Here is a 17,109-nt window from a genome sequence, read left to right as displayed (position 1 = left end):
CACGAACTTTACAGCGTCTCCCGCATCCACGATGATCTTGGTCGTCATAATATCGACCCTATTGCAGTTGGGAGTCGCCGGTTGAGCTTTTGAGTTTGATCGATTGTCGTATTTTGATCGCCTCCAGCGTTTGGTGTGTGATAACCTTTATTGTCCAACATGTGCGACAGAATTACAGAAATAAGAATAGAATCGCTATCTGCGGTAGGTGCCAGATGACATCTGCCGACACAGCACCGGCGCTAACTGAGGAAGCCTTTCTGGATATCGTGCGTGGCAACGTCGAGGACCTCGATGCTTATCACGGACAACTCGTCGAAGATACCGTCGATGGTCTACTTACAGTTAGGACACGGTATTTGCTGAGTGACGCGATGGACCGCCCGAGGGTGAAGGATCTCGCCGCGATGCTAGTCTACTCGATAATCGACTATGCTTTTCCGCGTTCAGTGATAGCCGCTGCCAAAGCTACCGACGCTGATACCGGAATGACGCGTGAGACGGCAAAGCTTTTTCGTAAAGCACGCGACCTATTCGTCAAGCTCGACAAAACGGGAGAAGGTGGGGAGCTGTTGTTGTTTCTGCTTACCGAGTCGCTACTCCGTATTCCGCAGGTGCTTTGTAAAATGCGCCTCAAGACCAGCGGCGGGGTCCATTATCACGGGTGTGATGGGTTGCATATGACAGTCGATCCAACAACTAGCAACCTCTGCGTGTATTGGGGTGAAGCGAAGATGTATGCGGACTACTCCTCCGCGATATCCAGCTGTCTCGATAGTTTGAAAGGTTTCTTGCTCGGAGATGGCGGAAGTGGGAGCGTCCAAGAGCGGGATATCGACCTCCTCTCTGACCACTTGGACCTGGATGACGAGGTACTTGAGTCTGCACTAGTGGACTACCTCGATCCCTCTCATCCCAAATTTCGCCAGCTCGAATACAGAGGCGCGTGTTTCGTAGGATTCGATGCAGATGCTTACCCGAGCGGTGCAAAAGAGCGGACGTCTGAAGAGGTGCGGGCGTTGTTAGCAACGCAAGCTCCTCAGTGGACCAAGTCGGTTCAGCGTTGTGCGACTTCTCGGGAGCTTAGTCCGTTCGTGATCGACTTATTCTGTTTGCCATTTCCGAGCGTCGCCTCGTTTCGGAACGCATTTCTTCATGAGCTAATGCATCAATGAGTACCAGTAGCCTGGCGACCCGACTTTACGCTCGTGACGGCTTCGCTCATGCCTACGAAAAGCTTGTCGTATTCGACACGGCATCTCAATTCGCAATTATTTCCCAAGATGAGGGAGTATCTAGCGATCATGACTGGGCAAACCTGTTGACATGCTCGAGCATTCTCGCAAAAGGAAAGCGGCCTGAATTCGAAGCCGCCGCTCTTCGAATTAGTCAAGCGGTATTAAGTCATAGGTCAACTGAATCTGTGGAATGCGATGCAGCATGCGTGGTTCTCGATATGCTCTCAAATCGAGCAGCCATCAATCTTGCGGTATCGCGGGAACTCGCAGATCCTCGGTTCGTAGATCGACTTCCGTTTCACCTATTAGCTCAGTATGTAGGGCGTGACTTTAGCCAGTCAGTGTCCTCTCAGTCTGCAGACTTCCTGCGTCTCAACCGTTTTCAGCAAGATTTCTGGAAAGCGATCGACTCCTCGCAATGCGTGAGTCTTTCGGCGCCAACCTCTGCGGGGAAATCGTTTGTCGTTTTGGAATGGCTCAAAACGCGTCTAAATGAGAGGACTGGTAGCACTGTTGTCTATCTCGTACCGACACGTGCGTTGATTCGACAGGTTGAGGAAGGCGTCCGTGCCAGTATCTCCCAGGAGCAGGGTGACACATTTGTTTCTTCAATACCCTCTCCGGTTGAAGATCGCGGTACGCGGAACGTTGTTTATGTATTGACGCAAGAACGAGCCGCTTTGCTTTTGCCGACGTTTGGAGAAACTGAGAAGCTCGACTGCTTGATAGTCGATGAGGCGCACAAAGTTGGAGATGGTGTACGGGGTATTTTACTGGAGCATGTGACTCGGCAGATTGTCTTGCAGCATCGTCCTTCGACTGCACTCTTTCTTAGCCCCCTTATCTCAAACCCGGATGTCTTACTTCCGTTGGCTTCTGGCTACTTGGAACGAGTGGATCTGGATTCTGAGACGGTCACAGTCAGCCAGAACCTTCTCTGGGCAAGGCAGAGACTTCGAAAACCGCAACACTGGATCTTGAGTGTCTGGCATCAAGAAAGAGAGCGAGTACTCGGTGCGTTTGAGCTTGCCGAGCGGCCAAGTCAGGCATCAAAGCGTCTTCCGTTTGTGGCTTACGCGCTTGGGAAAGATGGCGGTGGCAACATCGTTTACGCGAATGGTGCAGCGGACGCTGAGAAGATGGCTCGGCAGCTGGCGGAACTCATCAAAGCCCGCGAGGGCATGGGCGAGCCTAATAGAGAGCTGACTGATCTTGTGGACTTGGTGAAGAAGGCGATTCATCCGCGATACGTCCTGGTTGACGTTCTGCCACACGGAATCGCATGTCATTATGGCAATATGCCGCTACTAATTCGCTCGGAGATCGAGCGGCTCTTCAAAGAAGGTGTCATTCGATTTCTTGTATGCACCTCCACACTCGTCGAGGGTGTCAATCTTGCCTGTCGCAACGTCTTCGTTCGGGGGCCTAAGCGAGGCGGCAACAGCCCCATGTCGCCAGAAGACTTCTGGAATTTAGCTGGCCGAGCAGGGCGACTAGGCAAAGAATTTCAAGGCAATATCATTTGTGTCGATCCGGGTGACGACAATGTGTGGAAGGTCCCTGCTCCGACATCGCGCCAGCGATCGACTGCGAGCCGCGCAACGAAGGCAACTCTTTCAAAAAAAGAATTTCTCATTTTCGCAGCGAACCCCTCACTCCCAGACGGATCGAAAGAAAGCCTAGAATGGGAACATCTACTCTCGTACCTGTCAATTATTAGCAAGCGTGAAGTGGGGTGGGCGGAAACTGATCTACTCGACATTCTTGACGAAGATTCGACGATGTCGCTGCGCAGTGCGATTGAGGAGTCTGAGGCATGGGACAAGGTTGATGTTGCCCTAGCGACGCGAAACGTGGGCATTTCCCCGGCAAGCCTCTTCCGGCTTATCGAGTACTTTGAAACCAAGCTTCAAGATGGGGTGGCGGTTGACGACCTGACTCCGGTACTGCCAGAGAGTGAGGACGCTGTTTCAGAGTACGCTGAGATTTTGGGGCGCATCAATAAGACACTGGCAGCCGCATTTCGGAGGAACACGTTTGGCCAAGCGTTACTTGTGGTGAGCTGGATGCGAGGCCATTCGCTTGCGCGAATAATCAGTGAGCGTATTGCATGGGAGATTCGTGCCGGTCGAGAGACGCCTCTGCCGGGTCTGATTCGCTCTGTCATGGAACAGGTTGAGTCCGTAGCGAGGTTTCTCGCTCCGAAGTATATCTCGTGCTACGTCGACGTACTTTCATTCGTAGCGAAGCAAATGGATAGCGAGACAGATCTGAAGGAGATGGAGGAGGTCAAGCTCTGGCTGGAGTTCGGAGCGTCGTCGAAGACACAACTCGTGCTAATGAGCCTTGGAATGACCCGCACGTCCTCAACCTTTCTTTGTGAAATTATCGTCGAAACGGATCTCGGCGAGACAGAAGTCGTTGGATGGTTGAAGGCGCAGGACTTGGATGCGATTGACGTACCAAATGTGGTACGCCGCGAAGCCCGATCTGCATTGAAGCGAATAGGCCGAGTCATGTAGTTGCTTTGATCGGCAATGCTTCGGCTAGGTCAGGTCTTGTTTTCGGTATTCAGCCAGTCCGTTTAAACGGTGCGGCTTTAGAATGTCTGCTTCACTGCTCCGGCGGCCGACGCCGGAACACCCTCCGTGCACCCTGTCTCACGTTCTTCGCTGCTCTTTCAAGTGCGTTGTCACAGAAGTTAGAAGGATACGCCATCGCTGCGGTCCCAGTGGTGATAGGTGACAGGCCGGTTGGGCGTTCTTCGATGAAGTCTAATGAAATCACCCGCGATGGTTTGCTCCGCCGCGGGTGTTTCGGAACGTCGGGCAAGCTTTCAGCTTGTTTTTTGAGAGGTAGGATGCCTCTGCCACGTTACAGCTCGAGGTTTTTCACTTCGCGGACGAAGCGTAACCGTACACCAGAACCGTTGTAGGCGCGGGGTTTACCGTGGTGGGTTTTGTTTCGTTTCACCAAACGGAGAAAACTCATGCCCCGATCCAAAACTGCCAAGGTTTGGCAGGAACGGTTGCGTCGATTTGATCGCTCGCGAATGACCGTCGCCCAGTTCTGTCGAAATGAAGGCGTCTCGCAGCCGTCCTTCTATCAATGGAAGAAAAAGCTGCGCCAGTCGCCAGCACTCCTCGAGCCAGAGCCAGGCGAGCCGAACGTCCAGTTCGTGCCGCTTCGCCTACCTGGCCTGCCCGGCGATCAGGCTGGCGAGCCTGATCGGGTCGTCGGCCCGGCGACTGCCTGCACCACCATCGAACTTCCCGGCGGCATTCGAATCCGCGTGGAGGTCCCGACGGATCGGCAACCAAGCCAACAGCCGGAGGCCCGGCCATGATCGGGTTGCCCTCCGGTGTGCCGATTTATCTTTGCACCGAACCGGTCGATTTTCGCAAAGGCTTCGACGGACTGACCGGCATCGTCACCACTGCGATGAATCACAGCGTGACCGATGGTTCGTTGTTCCTGTTCGTCAATCGCAGACGCGATCGCATCAAAGCCCTGTGGTGGGAAACCGGCGGACTGACGCTCTGGTATCGAAGGCTCGAACAAGGCACCGTCGAAATACCAAAGGCAGAGGACGGCAGCTCGCACATCGTGATCGATAACGTCGAACTGGCCATGTGGATCGCAGGAGTGTCACTGAAAGCGGCCAAGACCCGACGCAAACGAATGGCAGCTTAGCCCATCGCCAATCGACTCGAAACGAACCGGCTCCACGAAATTTGTTTCGCGGAGTCGGTTTTTTTGCGCCTTGCTTTGCGCGATTTGGAGTGAAATTTATAATGTCGCCATCATGAATTCGAAGCCTCTTCCAAACGACATCGACGCTTGCCATCAACTGATTGCAGAGCTGCAATCGCAGGTCGGCGAACATCAACAGATCATTGGCAAGCAGGCCACCGAGCTATCGCTCAAAGACAAGCTGATCGAGGAGCAAGCTCATAGCGTCCTGGAACTCAAAGCCGATCACGACAAGCTCGACGAGAAGGTCATCGAGCTAAACCTGAAGATCGAAAAACTGCTCAAACAACTCTACGGGCGCAAGAGTGAACGACGCGTCGATGGCGAAGGCCAGTTGTTTTTGGATCTCGGAGAAGAGCCCACGCCCGAGGTGGTCAGCGCGCTGGAAGAAGCCATTCGCGAGGCCGAACAGATTGTCGATGACGCCGAAGAGGCAAACAAGAAACGCAGAAAGAAACGTCCGGAACCAAGCGACCGCAAGTTCCCCGAACACTTGCCGCGATACGAAAAGATCGTCGACCTGCCCGAAGCCCAACGCAAAGGCCTCATCCTGATCGGCTATGACGAAGTCGAGACGCTCGAAAGCACCGCCGGTGAACTGAAAGTCCGGGTGACCAAGTATGCCAAGTACGCTCACCCGACCGACAAATCACAAGGAATCGTCACTCCCGAGCGTCCCACCGGTCTGGTCGAAGGCGATCGCTTTGACGCCTCGATTGGAGTCGAAGTTGTGGCCTGGAAATACTTCTATCACCTGCCGTTTTATCGTCAGCAAGATCTGTTCGCCGGCAGTGGCTGGACGCCCAGTCGCAGCACATTGGGGAACATCGAAACGGCCGTCGAGTTCGCGCTTCGTCCGCTTGCTGATTACTTGCGAAGCGTTTTGAAGCACGATCGCACGGTCGGCTGCGACGACACCGGTGTGTTGTTGATCACACCGAAGGCCATGCCTGACCTATCGGAACATCCCCGCGGCAAGCGGATCGGCGAAGTGCTTGGAAATGCGATCGAGTCCGGCAAGCCAAGCATCAACGCAAACATGTGGGGCTACTACGCCTCACGTCTTCCGGTGGTGGTGTTCGATTTTACGGTGAGTCGTCACCGCGATGGACCGGATGATGTACTGAGTGATTTTAAAGGCAACGTCCTAGGAGACTGCTGGTCGGGTTTTCAAAAGATCGATCTACGAAGTGACTCGCGAATCACGTTCGCGGCATGCTGGGCGCATGCGCGTCGCAAGATCGATGAGTGTCGCGGTGCGTTCCCTCTGCAAGTGGCGAAGTTGGAGTCGCTGATTCGGATGCTTTACGACGTAGAAGACCAGATCAAGGAGCTTGACGATGCAGCGCGTCTTGCGCGACGTCAAAGCTTATCGCGTCATGTTCTCGACCAGATCGCGGAGTACCTCGACAGCGAAGCGATGCAGTCACCGTCGGTTCTTCCCAAGAGCAATCTCGGTGTGGCGGCTGGCTATGTGCGACGTCACTGGGAAGCACTGTGCCGCTTCACCGAGGACGCGACGATTCCGCTGGACAATAACGATTGCGAGCAGTTGATGAAACGCGTCGCCACGGGAAGGAAGAACTGGCTCTTTAAGGGCTCGGTGGCTTCAGGAGAGCGAGCAGCAAACCTGCTAACGATCATCGGCAGCGCGATCCGCAACGACTTGGACGTGCGAGCGTACTTGGACGATGTCTTACGGAGGGCGCTCGCCGGCGAGACAGACTGGTCCGTACTGACTCCCCACGCATGGAAAGCGGAGCACCCTGAATCGATTCGCGAGTACAGGCAGGACGAACGCCGCCAAGCCGCCGACCGCAAACGCACCCGCCGAGCCCGCCGCCGCCTCCTCAACAAGTCAACCAGACGTCGCTAACTGGTTCTGGTGTACGGTTACGACGAAGCGGTTGTTGTCGTCTGGCAGAAACGATGGGTCGGAAAAAAGGATCACTCGGCTCGGTTCGCCAAGGGACGTTCATTGTATCAGTGATGGTTTTGATCGTAGCGCAAGGCGCCGAGTCTTTTGCGGCGTCTCTTGCGACGTGGGCCCTCTCTGGCGTGTGCTTGCTGCGCAAACGCCGTCTCTCCCAGAGGGAGAGAAACGAAATGGGTTGCCAAAAGCTGCCGGTCTACGATCGATATCCCCAGGCGATGTTGTTGATTCCCTTTGGGCAATTGCCGCGGAACTGGTACGATTGCGACGATGGGAATCCGCGAGCAAATTCGACGTCCGTTGCATCGCGTCCGACCTTGCGTCGGCGCTGCAACCGTATGGATCGGCTTGCTGTCAATACTTTTGCTGTTCGGGTTTGTGAATCTGTATTGGAGGGCTCGTCCTGGATCCGAAGAGTTTGCGTCTTCGCTGCACACGCTCTCACTCGCAACGATCGGGGTCGGCGTCGACATGCGTACGCCGGCGGAATCATACCCTGATCGCCAGTATGAATTCTGGCAAGAAGCGGTGGATCGCATCCTCAAGGCACACCCTGATGATGCCGGGCTGTACGCAGCGGCGGCTCTGATCTTTCATGAACCTTGTTTGTTGTATACATCGGACGTTGCTAAAGACGTAGCGGACGAGGATGTCCGCGCGGTTCTGTTTCCCAGGGAAGTCAATCAACGATCAGACAAGCTGACACGATACCAAACGATCACCTACCAAATGCGACGCATTCTCTTGGAGGTCAGATCAGATCTTGAACGAGAACGCGGTCAAGTTAGCAAGCTGACAGCATCGGAGCGTCAAGGACGCGACTCGGTGGGAGGCGGTGGTAAAGAGAGCTGCCGCCAGCGTAAATCAAAGCCAACCGACGCCGGCTGGTGCCGTGGTCCGTGCGGCGAGCATGATCGCGCTTTCGCTGTTTGCAAGCGCGCTTGGGACAACGATTGTTCTGACCGTACTCTGGATTCTCTTTGGACGCCCAAGCCCGAACACCAGGGGCGTTCTTTGGCTGTTCGCATTGTACTTCCTGGGAGTCGGCCTTAGCGTTTTGTTTTTAGGAGCAGGGCCGGCTGGACTCGTTTCAGAATCGGTTCAGCACTGGATTCTAACCGGCGTGTCATTTGTTCTTCTGTGGCTATTGATGGGTGGCATTGCGGCGCGTTTGGCGATTCGCGTTCAGTTTTCGATTCGAAGTTTGTTGATCGGAACGGGCGTGGTGGCACTGTTGCTGCAGATGGTGGTCCATTTCCAGCTTGGTTGGGACGCTTTTGGGCTTCCAATCCACGTCCATGCGTCAAGCGATCGGTTGATTGGGATGATCGAACAGCACCAGCCAAACTCATCGGACCACTGGCTACCTGGTCCCTCTTGGGTAAGCCCGTTGATCTTGCAGTGGGTGATGCATGAAGGCCCATCCTGGAGTGTCGCAGTTTTCCTGGTATTGATTGCAATCCGGTTGGTTTGGAGCTTCAATTTCGCACAGAGTGTCGGTCAATTGCTGATCGCCGTGAGCGTATTGACGCTGTTCTGGTTGAACGTCTGGGTCTGGATCGAGCCGGCGAACTACGTCACCGCACGCCCTGCACAAATACGACTGGAGACCTACATCCGGTCGGTCGAGGAATACTATGAACCGATGGAAGAGTTCATCGGGTCCGAACTTGCAGTCGAACGTCAGGAGAAGGCTGGTCCGAATGCAGCCAAGGCTGAAGGCCCGCAGAGGGTCTCTGTCAGCGTCAGCTCTCAACGAATTAGCACTGCCGACTGTTTTGCGGATGCCGGTCGATGGATGGCAGAATGATTGGGAAGAGCCGGGATGTCGGTGCCAACGACCGCCGGGAAGGTGATCCGTGGGTTCGCGCTGCCATCGGTGGGTTACCTCGTCCGCTCCACACTTTCGGAACACGATTCAGTGGTCGCACGCGTGCTCTGTTCCCGACGGGTTTGTCGCGGAGGAGATGCTGGTCAAAATTTGGTTGGTCAGGGATTCCGCGCGCATTACGGCCCTGTACGGCTTCGAACGGACTCGGATTTGGGCTAGAATCTGCCCTCGACACCGGGGGTGTAGCTCAGTCGGTTAGAGCAGGGAACTCATAATTCCTTGGTCGCGGGTTCGAGTCCTGCCACCCCTATGGTTTTGCCCTGAAACGCCGTGTTTACGGGGTTTTTCGCATGTTGCACTTTCGGTTTCGGTCGCTTGCGGGCTGTTTCGGTCCATTGCTGTGCCTGTATCGTGTGCCGCGAAAAACGCCTTGACGCTGGCAATGGCACCCTCCTGCGCGGCCTTGTGGGTCATGTCGTAATGGACCAGCGAAATTCTTGGGCTGTGGCCCATCCACTCGGCAACCAATTTGGTCATTCCGCCGGTTGCCCGGATGAAGTCGGTTTCCGCTGACGCCCGCAAGTTCTGGAACAGTTTTGGCCAAGGGGCCAGACCAGCATTCTTGATGATTCGCTGAAACGTGGTACGCATGTTTTGCGACGGGCAACGGTATTCGCTGACAACCCATTCGGCCCCTTCCTCGGCAGCGTCCCAAGATGCTTCAAGCTCCTTCTGCAGTTGACCGAAGATCGGAACGCGGCGGGATTCTTTGCCTTCATGGTGCTCGGTCTTCGGACTGTGAACGATCATCCATTCATAGTTGACCGTATCAACATCGATCCAACGCAGTCGCAAAACTTCCGATGGATTGCGGAGTCCGCCGAATCGGCAAAGGGCGATGATTGTCCGCCACTGTTGGCCTGGGGCTTGTTCCAAACAAAGGTTGATGTCTTCAACCGAGACATACACTTGGCGGTCTCGGTTGATCGCGTTAGCCGCCTTCACTTCAGCGAATGGGTTTTCGGTTAAGACTTTCATCTTGATCGCGGTCTTGAAAATTTGCCGAGCGATTCCGATACGCTTCCCGACGGTTGCCTTCGAAAGTGACTTGCGTTTCTGGGCGGTATCGCGGCGGTTGCTTTTCGTCGCCAACCAAGTCGCAAATTTCTCCGCATCGAAAGGGGTGATCGTGTGAATCAACCGATTGCTTCCGAAGTGAGTTTTTAGATTCGCGATGACGTTCTCAAATGTCAGAATCGTCGACTTCTTCTGATTGCTTTTCAAGTCTAGGAAACGCTTGGCGAGTTGTTGAATCGTGATGTTATTCGTTTCCTCACGCTGGCCCTGCTCGGCGGCTTCAATGGCATCCCGCTTCTCCGCGCTCATTTCGACGATTCCGAATCGTTCCAGGCGATCGCGCAAAACGTCCGGTTGCCCGTCAAGCCAATGCCGCGCCGCTTTGCTGGGTGTCTCGCCATCGTGATACCGATCGACCAGTTCTTGGATCCGCTCCGCCGCGTCTTCAACCGCTCGGGATTTCATTTCAGGTAGGCGGATTGTCCGGCGGCGTTTCTTTCCGGTCTTGCGGTCACGCTGGATCACAAGCACACTCGACCGCCCGTTTGCTTCAGTTCGAATCGATGCCATGGTTGCTCCTTTGCGGCTTGAGTGGACCGCGCACGCCAACGGCGAATAACCTGCTTCAAACCGGGATCTCACGCCCGGTCGGGTCCGTCGCTAGCTGGCCTATGCCAGATCAAAGCTCGGGATTGCTCCCACAAATTATTCGCCGTTGACGTTTCTCAATGATTGAAGAATTGTGAGATTGTTGCTTCGTCGCCGATCGCATTTACAAGCGATGGCCAAGTCGTTTCGGTTTGAAGTCCAAGACGACGGCGATTCCAAGATTATCTTTCGGCATCGCTGTGTCAAGTTCGACCTATGTTTTTGGCTCCTACCAGCGTTGCTCAGCCCATCATGGACGCGAACCAAAAGCCAATTCACAAGTGTTTTCGGTACGAGGCTTTCGCCGATACTTCATGCGGCACACTATCGGCCAAAGTTGGGGAACTCCTGCCGGATTTTATCGAGGGTGGGATCGGTGACTTCGCCGCCACGTTGGAGTGGCTGCTGCTGCGGTGCTGCCGCAGTTGGCCGGAACTGCTCCATAATGGATAGCCAGTGTTCACCGCGTTTTCTTGCGGCCTCCCAGCGTTTGTCGTCTTTCATCACCACCTGTGCTGCTCGCGTTTCAGCCATGAAATTCTGACACGCCCGATCGTATTCGTTCGGCGTGCTAGTTGCCCCGATCGATAGGCCGATGAACAGCATCAGGACGCCAAATAATAGATTCTCTTTGTTCATGATCTTGCCTGTGGGTTTGGAGGTGAAATCTTGCTGTCGCGACGCCCCGGGAAAGGTTGCTCAGTGACCGTCGCGGTTCTCGGGTCAATGATATCCTCATCATGGTCACAAAGGTTCATTGTTGCGGGTAAGCATTCGCGGGCGGTCTGAAGCATCTCATCTGAGATCGGCCAGCGTTTTTCCCGCTCGGCGTTTCTCAGCTTCGTCCGCAGTTGATCGCCAAGCCTTTTGAGCAATGCGGGAAGGGTTTCGTAGTAGCTATCCCAGAGCTCATCGCCAACGACGTGTCGAAGCTCGTCGAGATCGTCCTGCGTGAAAACGATGTGTTGCTCTGAATCCTTCGGCTCAGGCAGTGGTTCGCCGGGCTTGATTTTGTGCACACTCAATTGCATCTAATTGCCGCTCCTGTAACGCGAGTGATTTTGTCCGCTTCCACTGGCACTTGGCTTATCATAAAGACCCCTGTCGCCCGTGACGTTAATCAACCTCAGTGTCGTTAATCATGTCTCCGCTTGGTCAGTGCGTAAGCCGCCGCGCCCGTTGTCCGGTAAGATGATTTGCATCCCGTCGCCCGTCGGCTCGGGAATTTGCGATTGGTCGCGCACGATGATGACCGAGGCCGATCGGTCTGCCGCGTTGGCGGTCATCGATGTGGTGAAACCTGCGTGCCGCCCCTGGGTTGCAAGCCAAAACTTGATCGCCCAAGCCTTGCCGCGTTTGATGGCCCGCTTGAGTTGCCCAACGGCTTCGTCAGTCGTGCAGTCGTTCGCCTCGCGGAGTGCTTCCGCGATCGCGGAGGAATCCTTTACGCGGCGTGCAATCGTCTCGCGATGGCATCCGAGAACGCGGGCGGCTGCTCGGGCGGTGCCGTCGCTTCGTCGAATCGCATCGATGATTTCCTGGTCGGTGTACTGTGGCATTTCAGTTGTCCTCCATGGGGCTGGTCGGTTCGTGGCGCTCGGTTTGAATGCTGACCACCCGCAAGCCGTAATTTCGGCCCAAACGCTTTAGGAGCCACCTGAGGCCCCGAAGCGTTCTCAATTCATCGATGACTTGATGATCGGCGCGACAGCGGATGACGAAGACCGGCCGCGCCGTTGCGTCCTCGATTCGGTAAGTCGTTTTGGTCATCGCTTCAACTCCGTCGAACCCGGACCAAGAATCCAGACCGTCCGGATTCGCTCGGGTAACAACAACAACCCGGACCCGGACCCTTCTTAATAAAGGGGTCCGTCCGGGTTATTGTTCCAAACCCGGATTCGGGTTCGTGTCCGGGTTCTGTCCGGGTTCGTCCGGGTTTCATTTGGTGCTCCTTAAATGGGTGGCGTTCTCGGTCCATTTCACGCCCTCAAACCAGGGTCCGGTCTCGTTTTTGTAACGCCCGGTTTGGATCTCCCCTTGGTCCAGCAGGTGAGCGATAGCGGAACTGACCTGCCCGGTATTCAATCCGGTCGCGTTCTTGATTTGGTTTTTGCTCCAATGCTCATCTACGGGCAGCGCTTTGCGGATTTTGCTGACGCTGAGCCGAATCCGCTCGGCATCCTTTTTTGCCTGAGCGTTAGCCCTTTGTCGTTCCTGCTCGGCGCGATCGTGCTCGCGTGCTTGGCTGGCGCTTGACACTTCGACCGCGAACGTCCGGCTGCCGTCTTCGTCGCGGCTTTCGTCGATGTCGATTGCATAAGCCCCGCAATGACCCGCCGAGCCGCCGACGGTCATCCACAAGCGATGTATCGGGTGATCCGGCTCGAAGCGCTCACGGCGCGACAACAACAGCCATTGACGAAAATTCTCGGCTTTCCCTGCGCCGGTGACGTCGTTCAGTTCGAGCGGCTGATAGCTGCGAGCATTTTCGCTTGATTTCTTAACGTGGTCGATCAAGACGGGCGTGCATCCGCGCGAAAGACAAAGGTCGGTGACAATTGTGATTTGCTGCCCGTTCAGACTTAGATTATTTTGGTCTTCGCCCGCGAGAACCTGATAGAGCGGATCGATGATGCACACTTCGGCGCGGCTTTCATCAAGTTGCTTGCCGAGAATCTTGAGCATTTCGGCGTTGCGTGCCTTCGGCACCCAAAACCCCCAACGCATATTCGCCTCGGTCGCAAGATCAAGTTCTTTCCACTTTGCGATTCGCAATGCTGTTTCTTGAATGGTGCCCGCCCCTGATTCGGCAGACAGAAACAAAACGCGTTTCGGATCCGGGATCCAAAAGCGACCAAGAAACTTGCGAGCGGTCGCGAGTGACAACGCAAGGTCGATGCCCGATGTCGTCTTCATGCCCTTCGAGCCGCCGGCAATGACGCAAGACTGATTCGCAACCAGGACGTTTTCGACCAGATACGTCGTCACGATGTCGGCGGTCGCAAGCTCGGCAGACGTCCAAGGCGGATCGATGCCGTAGGCGCTCAACAGTCTTTCCCATTCGCCGTCGGGATTCGCTGCGACAACTTGATCGAGATTTGCCCTAAGCGATGCCGCAATGCCCGTGAGGTCATCGGGTGAAGCCTGAGCGTCTTGAATGGCCCGTTGCAGCGATTCGATTAGTCGGCGGCTTTGGGCGTGTTTCGAAACGGTGTCCGCGTAGTGATCGACCATCGCAGCCGACGGTACGGCATTTGACAATCGCGCGATGTAGCTCGCCCCGCCAACGCGATCGAATCGATTTTGCGACTTCAATCTTAAGGCCAGTAACACCACGTCAACCGGCTTGCCATCGACCGCAAGATCGCACATTGCCGTGAAAATCAATCGGTTGCCGTCATCATGAAAATCACGCGGCGACAAGCGACCGAAAACGCGTTGTGCCGTTTCGATTCGACCGTCGATCAGCAGCGAACCAAGAACCGCACGTTCCGCTTCGCCATCGAAAGGTTGATTAGTCCCCGTGGGACGCGAACCGTTGCGATATTCGCCCGTGTTTTCGGTGATCGCGCCGGTTGTCGATCGATTCGGCACACGGAGAGGCTCAATTTTCATCGGGTGACCCCTTCCGCGTGAGCGTTCGTTGGCGGGCGACATAATCGCGGATGTCTTCAACCGCGATCAATCGACGGTTGCCGATTCGGAAACTTTCAAGCGTTCCGCGGGCGACCAGTGTTTCGATCGTGCGGCTTGAGACGCCGAGTATCGCGCCGGCGTCGGAAACTGAAACCGAGACCGGCTCGACAGCGACCACGATGTTTGGCTCGGCAAGATCGGCCGCTTTCAGCATGAAACTGGCTCCGATGCTTTTTCGGCCATCCACTTATCGAGCGTTGTCCGCTTGATGGACGGCGTGCAGTCTCCAATCTTCACGTGATCCAAACCACGCTTGATCCATCGCCGAATTGTTCCGGGCGGGACGTCAGCGTATCGGGCGGCGGTTTCGACCTGCATCCACTCAGGCCAGAGATTTGGTTCTTTCATTGCGTTGCCTTTTCGAAGGAGGCAACATTGAAAGGGCGATTCGGAACGGAATTGATTTAATCCGAATCCGAATCCATTTTCGCCCTGCGAATTACGGCATCAAGAAAACAAAACTCCGATTCGGAATAATTCGCTGCATTTATTCCGAATCGCTTTTTGGCCTTTTCCGCACTCGATCCAGCAAGTTGTCAAACGCCTCTACCCTCAACTCTCGGTCATCGCAAAAGTCACGTTTTGTGATTCCCGCCTCTTTCGATTTCTGCCATTGATCAGCAATCTCCGCGTCGTTGTCGGGGTCATACTCGCGCTTGCGGCCTCTGGAACTAGGCCGTGCGCGCGGTGTGCTTGGTGCTGTCCATTTCCATAGCTCCACAAGTCGCGTCAATTCGTCGTCACGCGTTGGTGGTGGCTTTTGCGTTCCGCCCGCGTTGAGCCATTGCCGCCATGCGTACTGTTCGGTCTTGGGTAGATTTTGACCGTGTAGAAATAGGAACACCTCAATGTCCATGAACGCGGATTCTTCAATGGTCGGCTCGGTACGCGGCTTCGGTGCCTCGGGTTTCGCCATCAATTCGCGATAGACGCGATTGCAGTTCTCGAATGCCGCGGCCTTCTCCGCTTCGTCTTCGATCTTGGCGGCTTCGTGACATTGGGCTTCATATTTCGCGTAGCGTTCTTTCCATGCGTCTTCCGCCGGTGTGGCTTTTCGTCTTGCCATGACATTGCTCCAGAAAGTAGCCGGTCCGCCCAGATACCTCGCGCGGAGCAATACGCGTGACGCACTGGGCGGACGTGGGAGCTACCCACTACCGGCTTGAGAGATTTTCCGCGTTGATTATTGCTTGCTTCGCGTCTTCCGGAAGGTCCGGCCAGCGCTCGACCAGGGACGCTAAACGCTCATCCGAGCGGATGATTTGAAGGGCATTTTCGGGCGAAAGTGTGCCTATTTGTGTGCCGCGATCCGTTGAATCGGGTTTGGACCCGGTTTTTCCCAGCATCCGCGTAGTCCTGCCACCCCTATTTGGACGGGTCTTAGGGATTGAACGTCCGCAGCATCTTGCGTCCCTTGTACAGATTGAACAGGTCTTCGCCGCTCAACGGGCGGCTGCGTCCGGCGGTCGCCTGGTCGATCGTTTCTAAGCCGTCGGTGATGACGACACACGCGGTGCCTTCGCGGGTCGCGGTGAACACGCCGGCCCGCTCGTCCAGGAACAGGCCCAGCAGCACGGGTTTGAGTTCTTCGTAGCCGAGGTGTTGCAGGTGTTGTTGGAACGTCTCCATCGCGCGCTGTTGGGCTTCGTTCATCGCTTCGGTCGGGACCGAGAAGATGTCTTGGTGGTCGGCGTGCCAGCCGGCGTAGATCGCAAAGATGTCGTCGATCGGCATGTCCGCCAAGTCGCAGGCCATGGTGAAGACCGCCGGCCCGGTCATGCCGATGTTGCTGTAGCCCCGCTCGCCCATGTTGTATTCGAACCGCACCAACGTCACGTCGACCGGATCGTCGAAGCTGGGCCAAAGCAACCGCCGCGACGCGGCGACTTCGACGTTGGTCGGCGGCACGCCCATTTGATGGGGCTGGCTGAGCCACAACGCCATCTCCGCTTCCGCCGTCGCGTCGGGGGTGCGGTAGGTTTCGTCGATCTCGTTGCCGAAGTCCAGTTCGTCGGCGTAGGCGATCGCGCGCAGCCGGGCGGCGGGATCGCCGGCGAGTTCGATCAATCGCTTGCGGCCTTCTTCGTCGCCAAGTTTCGCCAGCGCCCCGGCGGCTTCGCACTGCACCCGCCGGTGTCGCAGCAAGACGGTTTGGTTCAGTTTTCCGATCGCCGACTCGTCACCGATCAACGCCAGCGAATCGCACAACGCGACCGCCAGCGCGACCGCTTCGGCCAGCCGCTTCTGGACCGTCGGCACGTCGTCACCGAAGGCACGCGGGTTGTCTTCAAAGAATCCGAGGCGGCTGGAAACTTGTCCGAGCAGTGCGGTCAGCGTGTCGAGCATGCCCGCAGCCGGGTGCTCGGCGACACGACCGTGACGGACCAGGTAGTTGGCCAGGTCCAGCAGCGAGGCGGCGAGCGCGGGTTCGGAAAGGCACTCCAGCGCGGCAGGGAACACGGCGTCGACCGGCCAATCGTCGTGTTGCATCAGCGGGCTGAGCATCTGTGCGGCGTCCATCCAATCCGTCGGCGGCCGCTGCTTTAAGATCTCGACGAACACCTGCAGCGACTCGCGCGAACGGGCCATCGTCAACAGGTGCAACAGCAGATGGCGATTGGAGGTTTCCGGTGGCAGCGAGTCGTCGATCTGCTCCATCACCTCCGGCGTCAGCGAGCCGATGATTTCCAGCGACGACTCGGAGCGGTCTTGAACCAGCAGCGTGTGCACGACCCGCAGTAGGGCGCCGATGATGGCGGGGTCCGACTCGGCCAAGCGGTCCCGGTTACCGGCCAGACGGGACAGGATGGCGACGGCGGAGGCGGCATCGCCGGTTGCCAGGTCGCGGAGATGGTAGCCGGCGGCGACCGGGTCGGTGTCGCGGCCGAGGAGCGAAGTGGTGGTCTGCTGGATCGACACGACAAAAAAGGTCC

Annotated in this window: 15 protein-coding genes, 1 tRNA gene and 1 pseudogene; 8 read left to right on the top strand and 9 right to left on the bottom strand. The window is 56.2% G+C overall.

Annotation, left to right across the window (positions count from 1 at the left end):
• The first annotated feature begins 215 nt into the window (after positions 1–215).
• The 7 genes from TBK1r_RS36170 to TBK1r_RS36140 all read left to right on the top strand — a co-directional run bounded on the left by TBK1r_RS36170 (position 216) and on the right by TBK1r_RS36140 (position 9,065).
• On the top strand, positions 216–1,175 hold the full coding sequence (locus TBK1r_RS36170; protein WP_145220922.1) for a HamA C-terminal domain-containing protein: 960 nt from the start codon (positions 216–218) through the stop codon (positions 1,173–1,175).
• Positions 1,172–3,760, top strand: a complete 2,589-nt coding sequence (locus tag TBK1r_RS36165; protein ID WP_145220920.1) for a DEAD/DEAH box helicase — start codon at positions 1,172–1,174, stop codon at positions 3,758–3,760. Before TBK1r_RS36170 ends, TBK1r_RS36165 begins: the two co-directional genes overlap by 4 nt.
• A 467-nt stretch (positions 3,761–4,227) precedes the next feature.
• Positions 4,228–4,584, top strand: coding sequence for an IS66 family insertion sequence element accessory protein TnpA (tnpA, locus tag TBK1r_RS36160; RefSeq protein WP_145207197.1), 357 nt, complete (start codon positions 4,228–4,230; stop codon positions 4,582–4,584).
• Positions 4,581–4,931, top strand: a complete 351-nt coding sequence (tnpB, locus tag TBK1r_RS36155; protein ID WP_145207196.1) for an IS66 family insertion sequence element accessory protein TnpB — start codon at positions 4,581–4,583, stop codon at positions 4,929–4,931. The genes tnpA and tnpB overlap by 4 nt, the downstream gene beginning before the upstream one ends.
• 112 nt (positions 4,932–5,043) lie before the next feature.
• Entirely contained in the window at positions 5,044–6,867 is a 1,824-nt protein-coding gene (locus TBK1r_RS36150) for an IS66 family transposase (RefSeq protein WP_145207195.1), read from the top strand.
• Positions 6,868–7,759: 892 nt separating this feature from the next.
• Positions 7,760–8,734: a hypothetical protein gene (locus TBK1r_RS36145; protein WP_145220916.1), complete on the top strand. Its 975-nt coding sequence runs from the start codon at positions 7,760–7,762 to the stop codon at positions 8,732–8,734.
• 257 nt (positions 8,735–8,991) lie between these two features.
• Positions 8,992–9,065 (top strand) — tRNA-Ile (locus tag TBK1r_RS36140).
• 179 nt (positions 9,066–9,244) lie between these two features.
• Here the strand turns inward: TBK1r_RS36140 and TBK1r_RS36135 are convergent.
• Positions 9,245–10,141 (bottom strand): annotated as a pseudogene (locus TBK1r_RS36135) (tyrosine-type recombinase/integrase); the annotation flags it as partial.
• Between TBK1r_RS36135 and TBK1r_RS39370 the strand changes: the two are divergent.
• On the top strand, positions 10,061–10,306 hold the full coding sequence (locus tag TBK1r_RS39370) for a hypothetical protein (RefSeq protein ID WP_419580733.1): 246 nt from the start codon (positions 10,061–10,063) through the stop codon (positions 10,304–10,306). The pseudogene TBK1r_RS36135 and the gene TBK1r_RS39370 sit on opposite strands and share 81 nt — an antisense overlap.
• A 498-nt stretch (positions 10,307–10,804) precedes the next feature.
• Here the strand turns inward: TBK1r_RS39370 and TBK1r_RS36130 are convergent, their stop codons facing one another.
• From TBK1r_RS36130 to TBK1r_RS36095, 8 genes are all read right to left on the bottom strand, one after another.
• A complete protein-coding gene (locus TBK1r_RS36130) occupies positions 10,805–11,119 on the bottom strand; it encodes a hypothetical protein (RefSeq protein WP_145220913.1) in 315 nt (104 codons plus the stop codon).
• On the bottom strand, positions 11,116–11,511 hold the full coding sequence (locus tag TBK1r_RS36125; protein ID WP_145220910.1) for a hypothetical protein: 396 nt from the start codon (positions 11,509–11,511) through the stop codon (positions 11,116–11,118). The genes TBK1r_RS36130 and TBK1r_RS36125 overlap by 4 nt, the downstream gene beginning before the upstream one ends.
• 108 nt (positions 11,512–11,619) lie before the next feature.
• Positions 11,620–12,039 carry a helix-turn-helix domain-containing protein gene (locus tag TBK1r_RS36120; protein ID WP_145220907.1) on the bottom strand — a complete coding sequence of 140 codons (420 nt, stop codon included), beginning with the start codon at positions 12,037–12,039 and terminating at the stop codon, positions 11,620–11,622.
• A gap of 1 nt (position 12,040) precedes the next feature.
• Positions 12,041–12,250, bottom strand: a complete 210-nt coding sequence (locus tag TBK1r_RS36115; RefSeq protein WP_145220904.1) for a hypothetical protein — start codon at positions 12,248–12,250, stop codon at positions 12,041–12,043.
• Positions 12,251–12,418: 168 nt separating this feature from the next.
• Positions 12,419–14,095 (bottom strand): DnaB-like helicase N-terminal domain-containing protein, encoded by a 1,677-nt coding sequence (locus TBK1r_RS36110; protein WP_419580732.1) that lies wholly within the window; start codon positions 14,093–14,095, stop codon positions 12,419–12,421.
• Positions 14,085–14,330, bottom strand: coding sequence for a helix-turn-helix domain-containing protein (locus tag TBK1r_RS36105; protein ID WP_145220899.1), 246 nt, complete (start codon positions 14,328–14,330; stop codon positions 14,085–14,087). The genes TBK1r_RS36110 and TBK1r_RS36105 overlap by 11 nt, the downstream gene beginning before the upstream one ends.
• 333 nt (positions 14,331–14,663) lie before the next feature.
• Complete coding sequence (locus TBK1r_RS36100; protein WP_145220896.1) at positions 14,664–15,242, bottom strand: hypothetical protein; 579 nt, start codon at positions 15,240–15,242, stop codon at positions 14,664–14,666.
• Positions 15,243–15,556: 314 nt separating this feature from the next.
• The gene (locus TBK1r_RS36095) at positions 15,557–17,095 is read right to left on the bottom strand and encodes a HEAT repeat domain-containing protein (protein ID WP_145220893.1); all 1,539 of its coding nucleotides are present in this window, start codon (positions 17,093–17,095) and stop codon (positions 15,557–15,559) included.
• Positions 17,096–17,109 lie beyond the last annotated feature (14 nt).

Origin of the sequence: Stieleria magnilauensis, from assembly GCA_007753675.1 — a bacterium.
Classification (GTDB): domain Bacteria; phylum Planctomycetota; class Planctomycetia; order Pirellulales; family Pirellulaceae; genus Stieleria; species Stieleria magnilauensis.
Note: the sequence above shows the minus strand (reverse complement) of the source record. Positions and strands in the feature narration are given on the sequence as shown.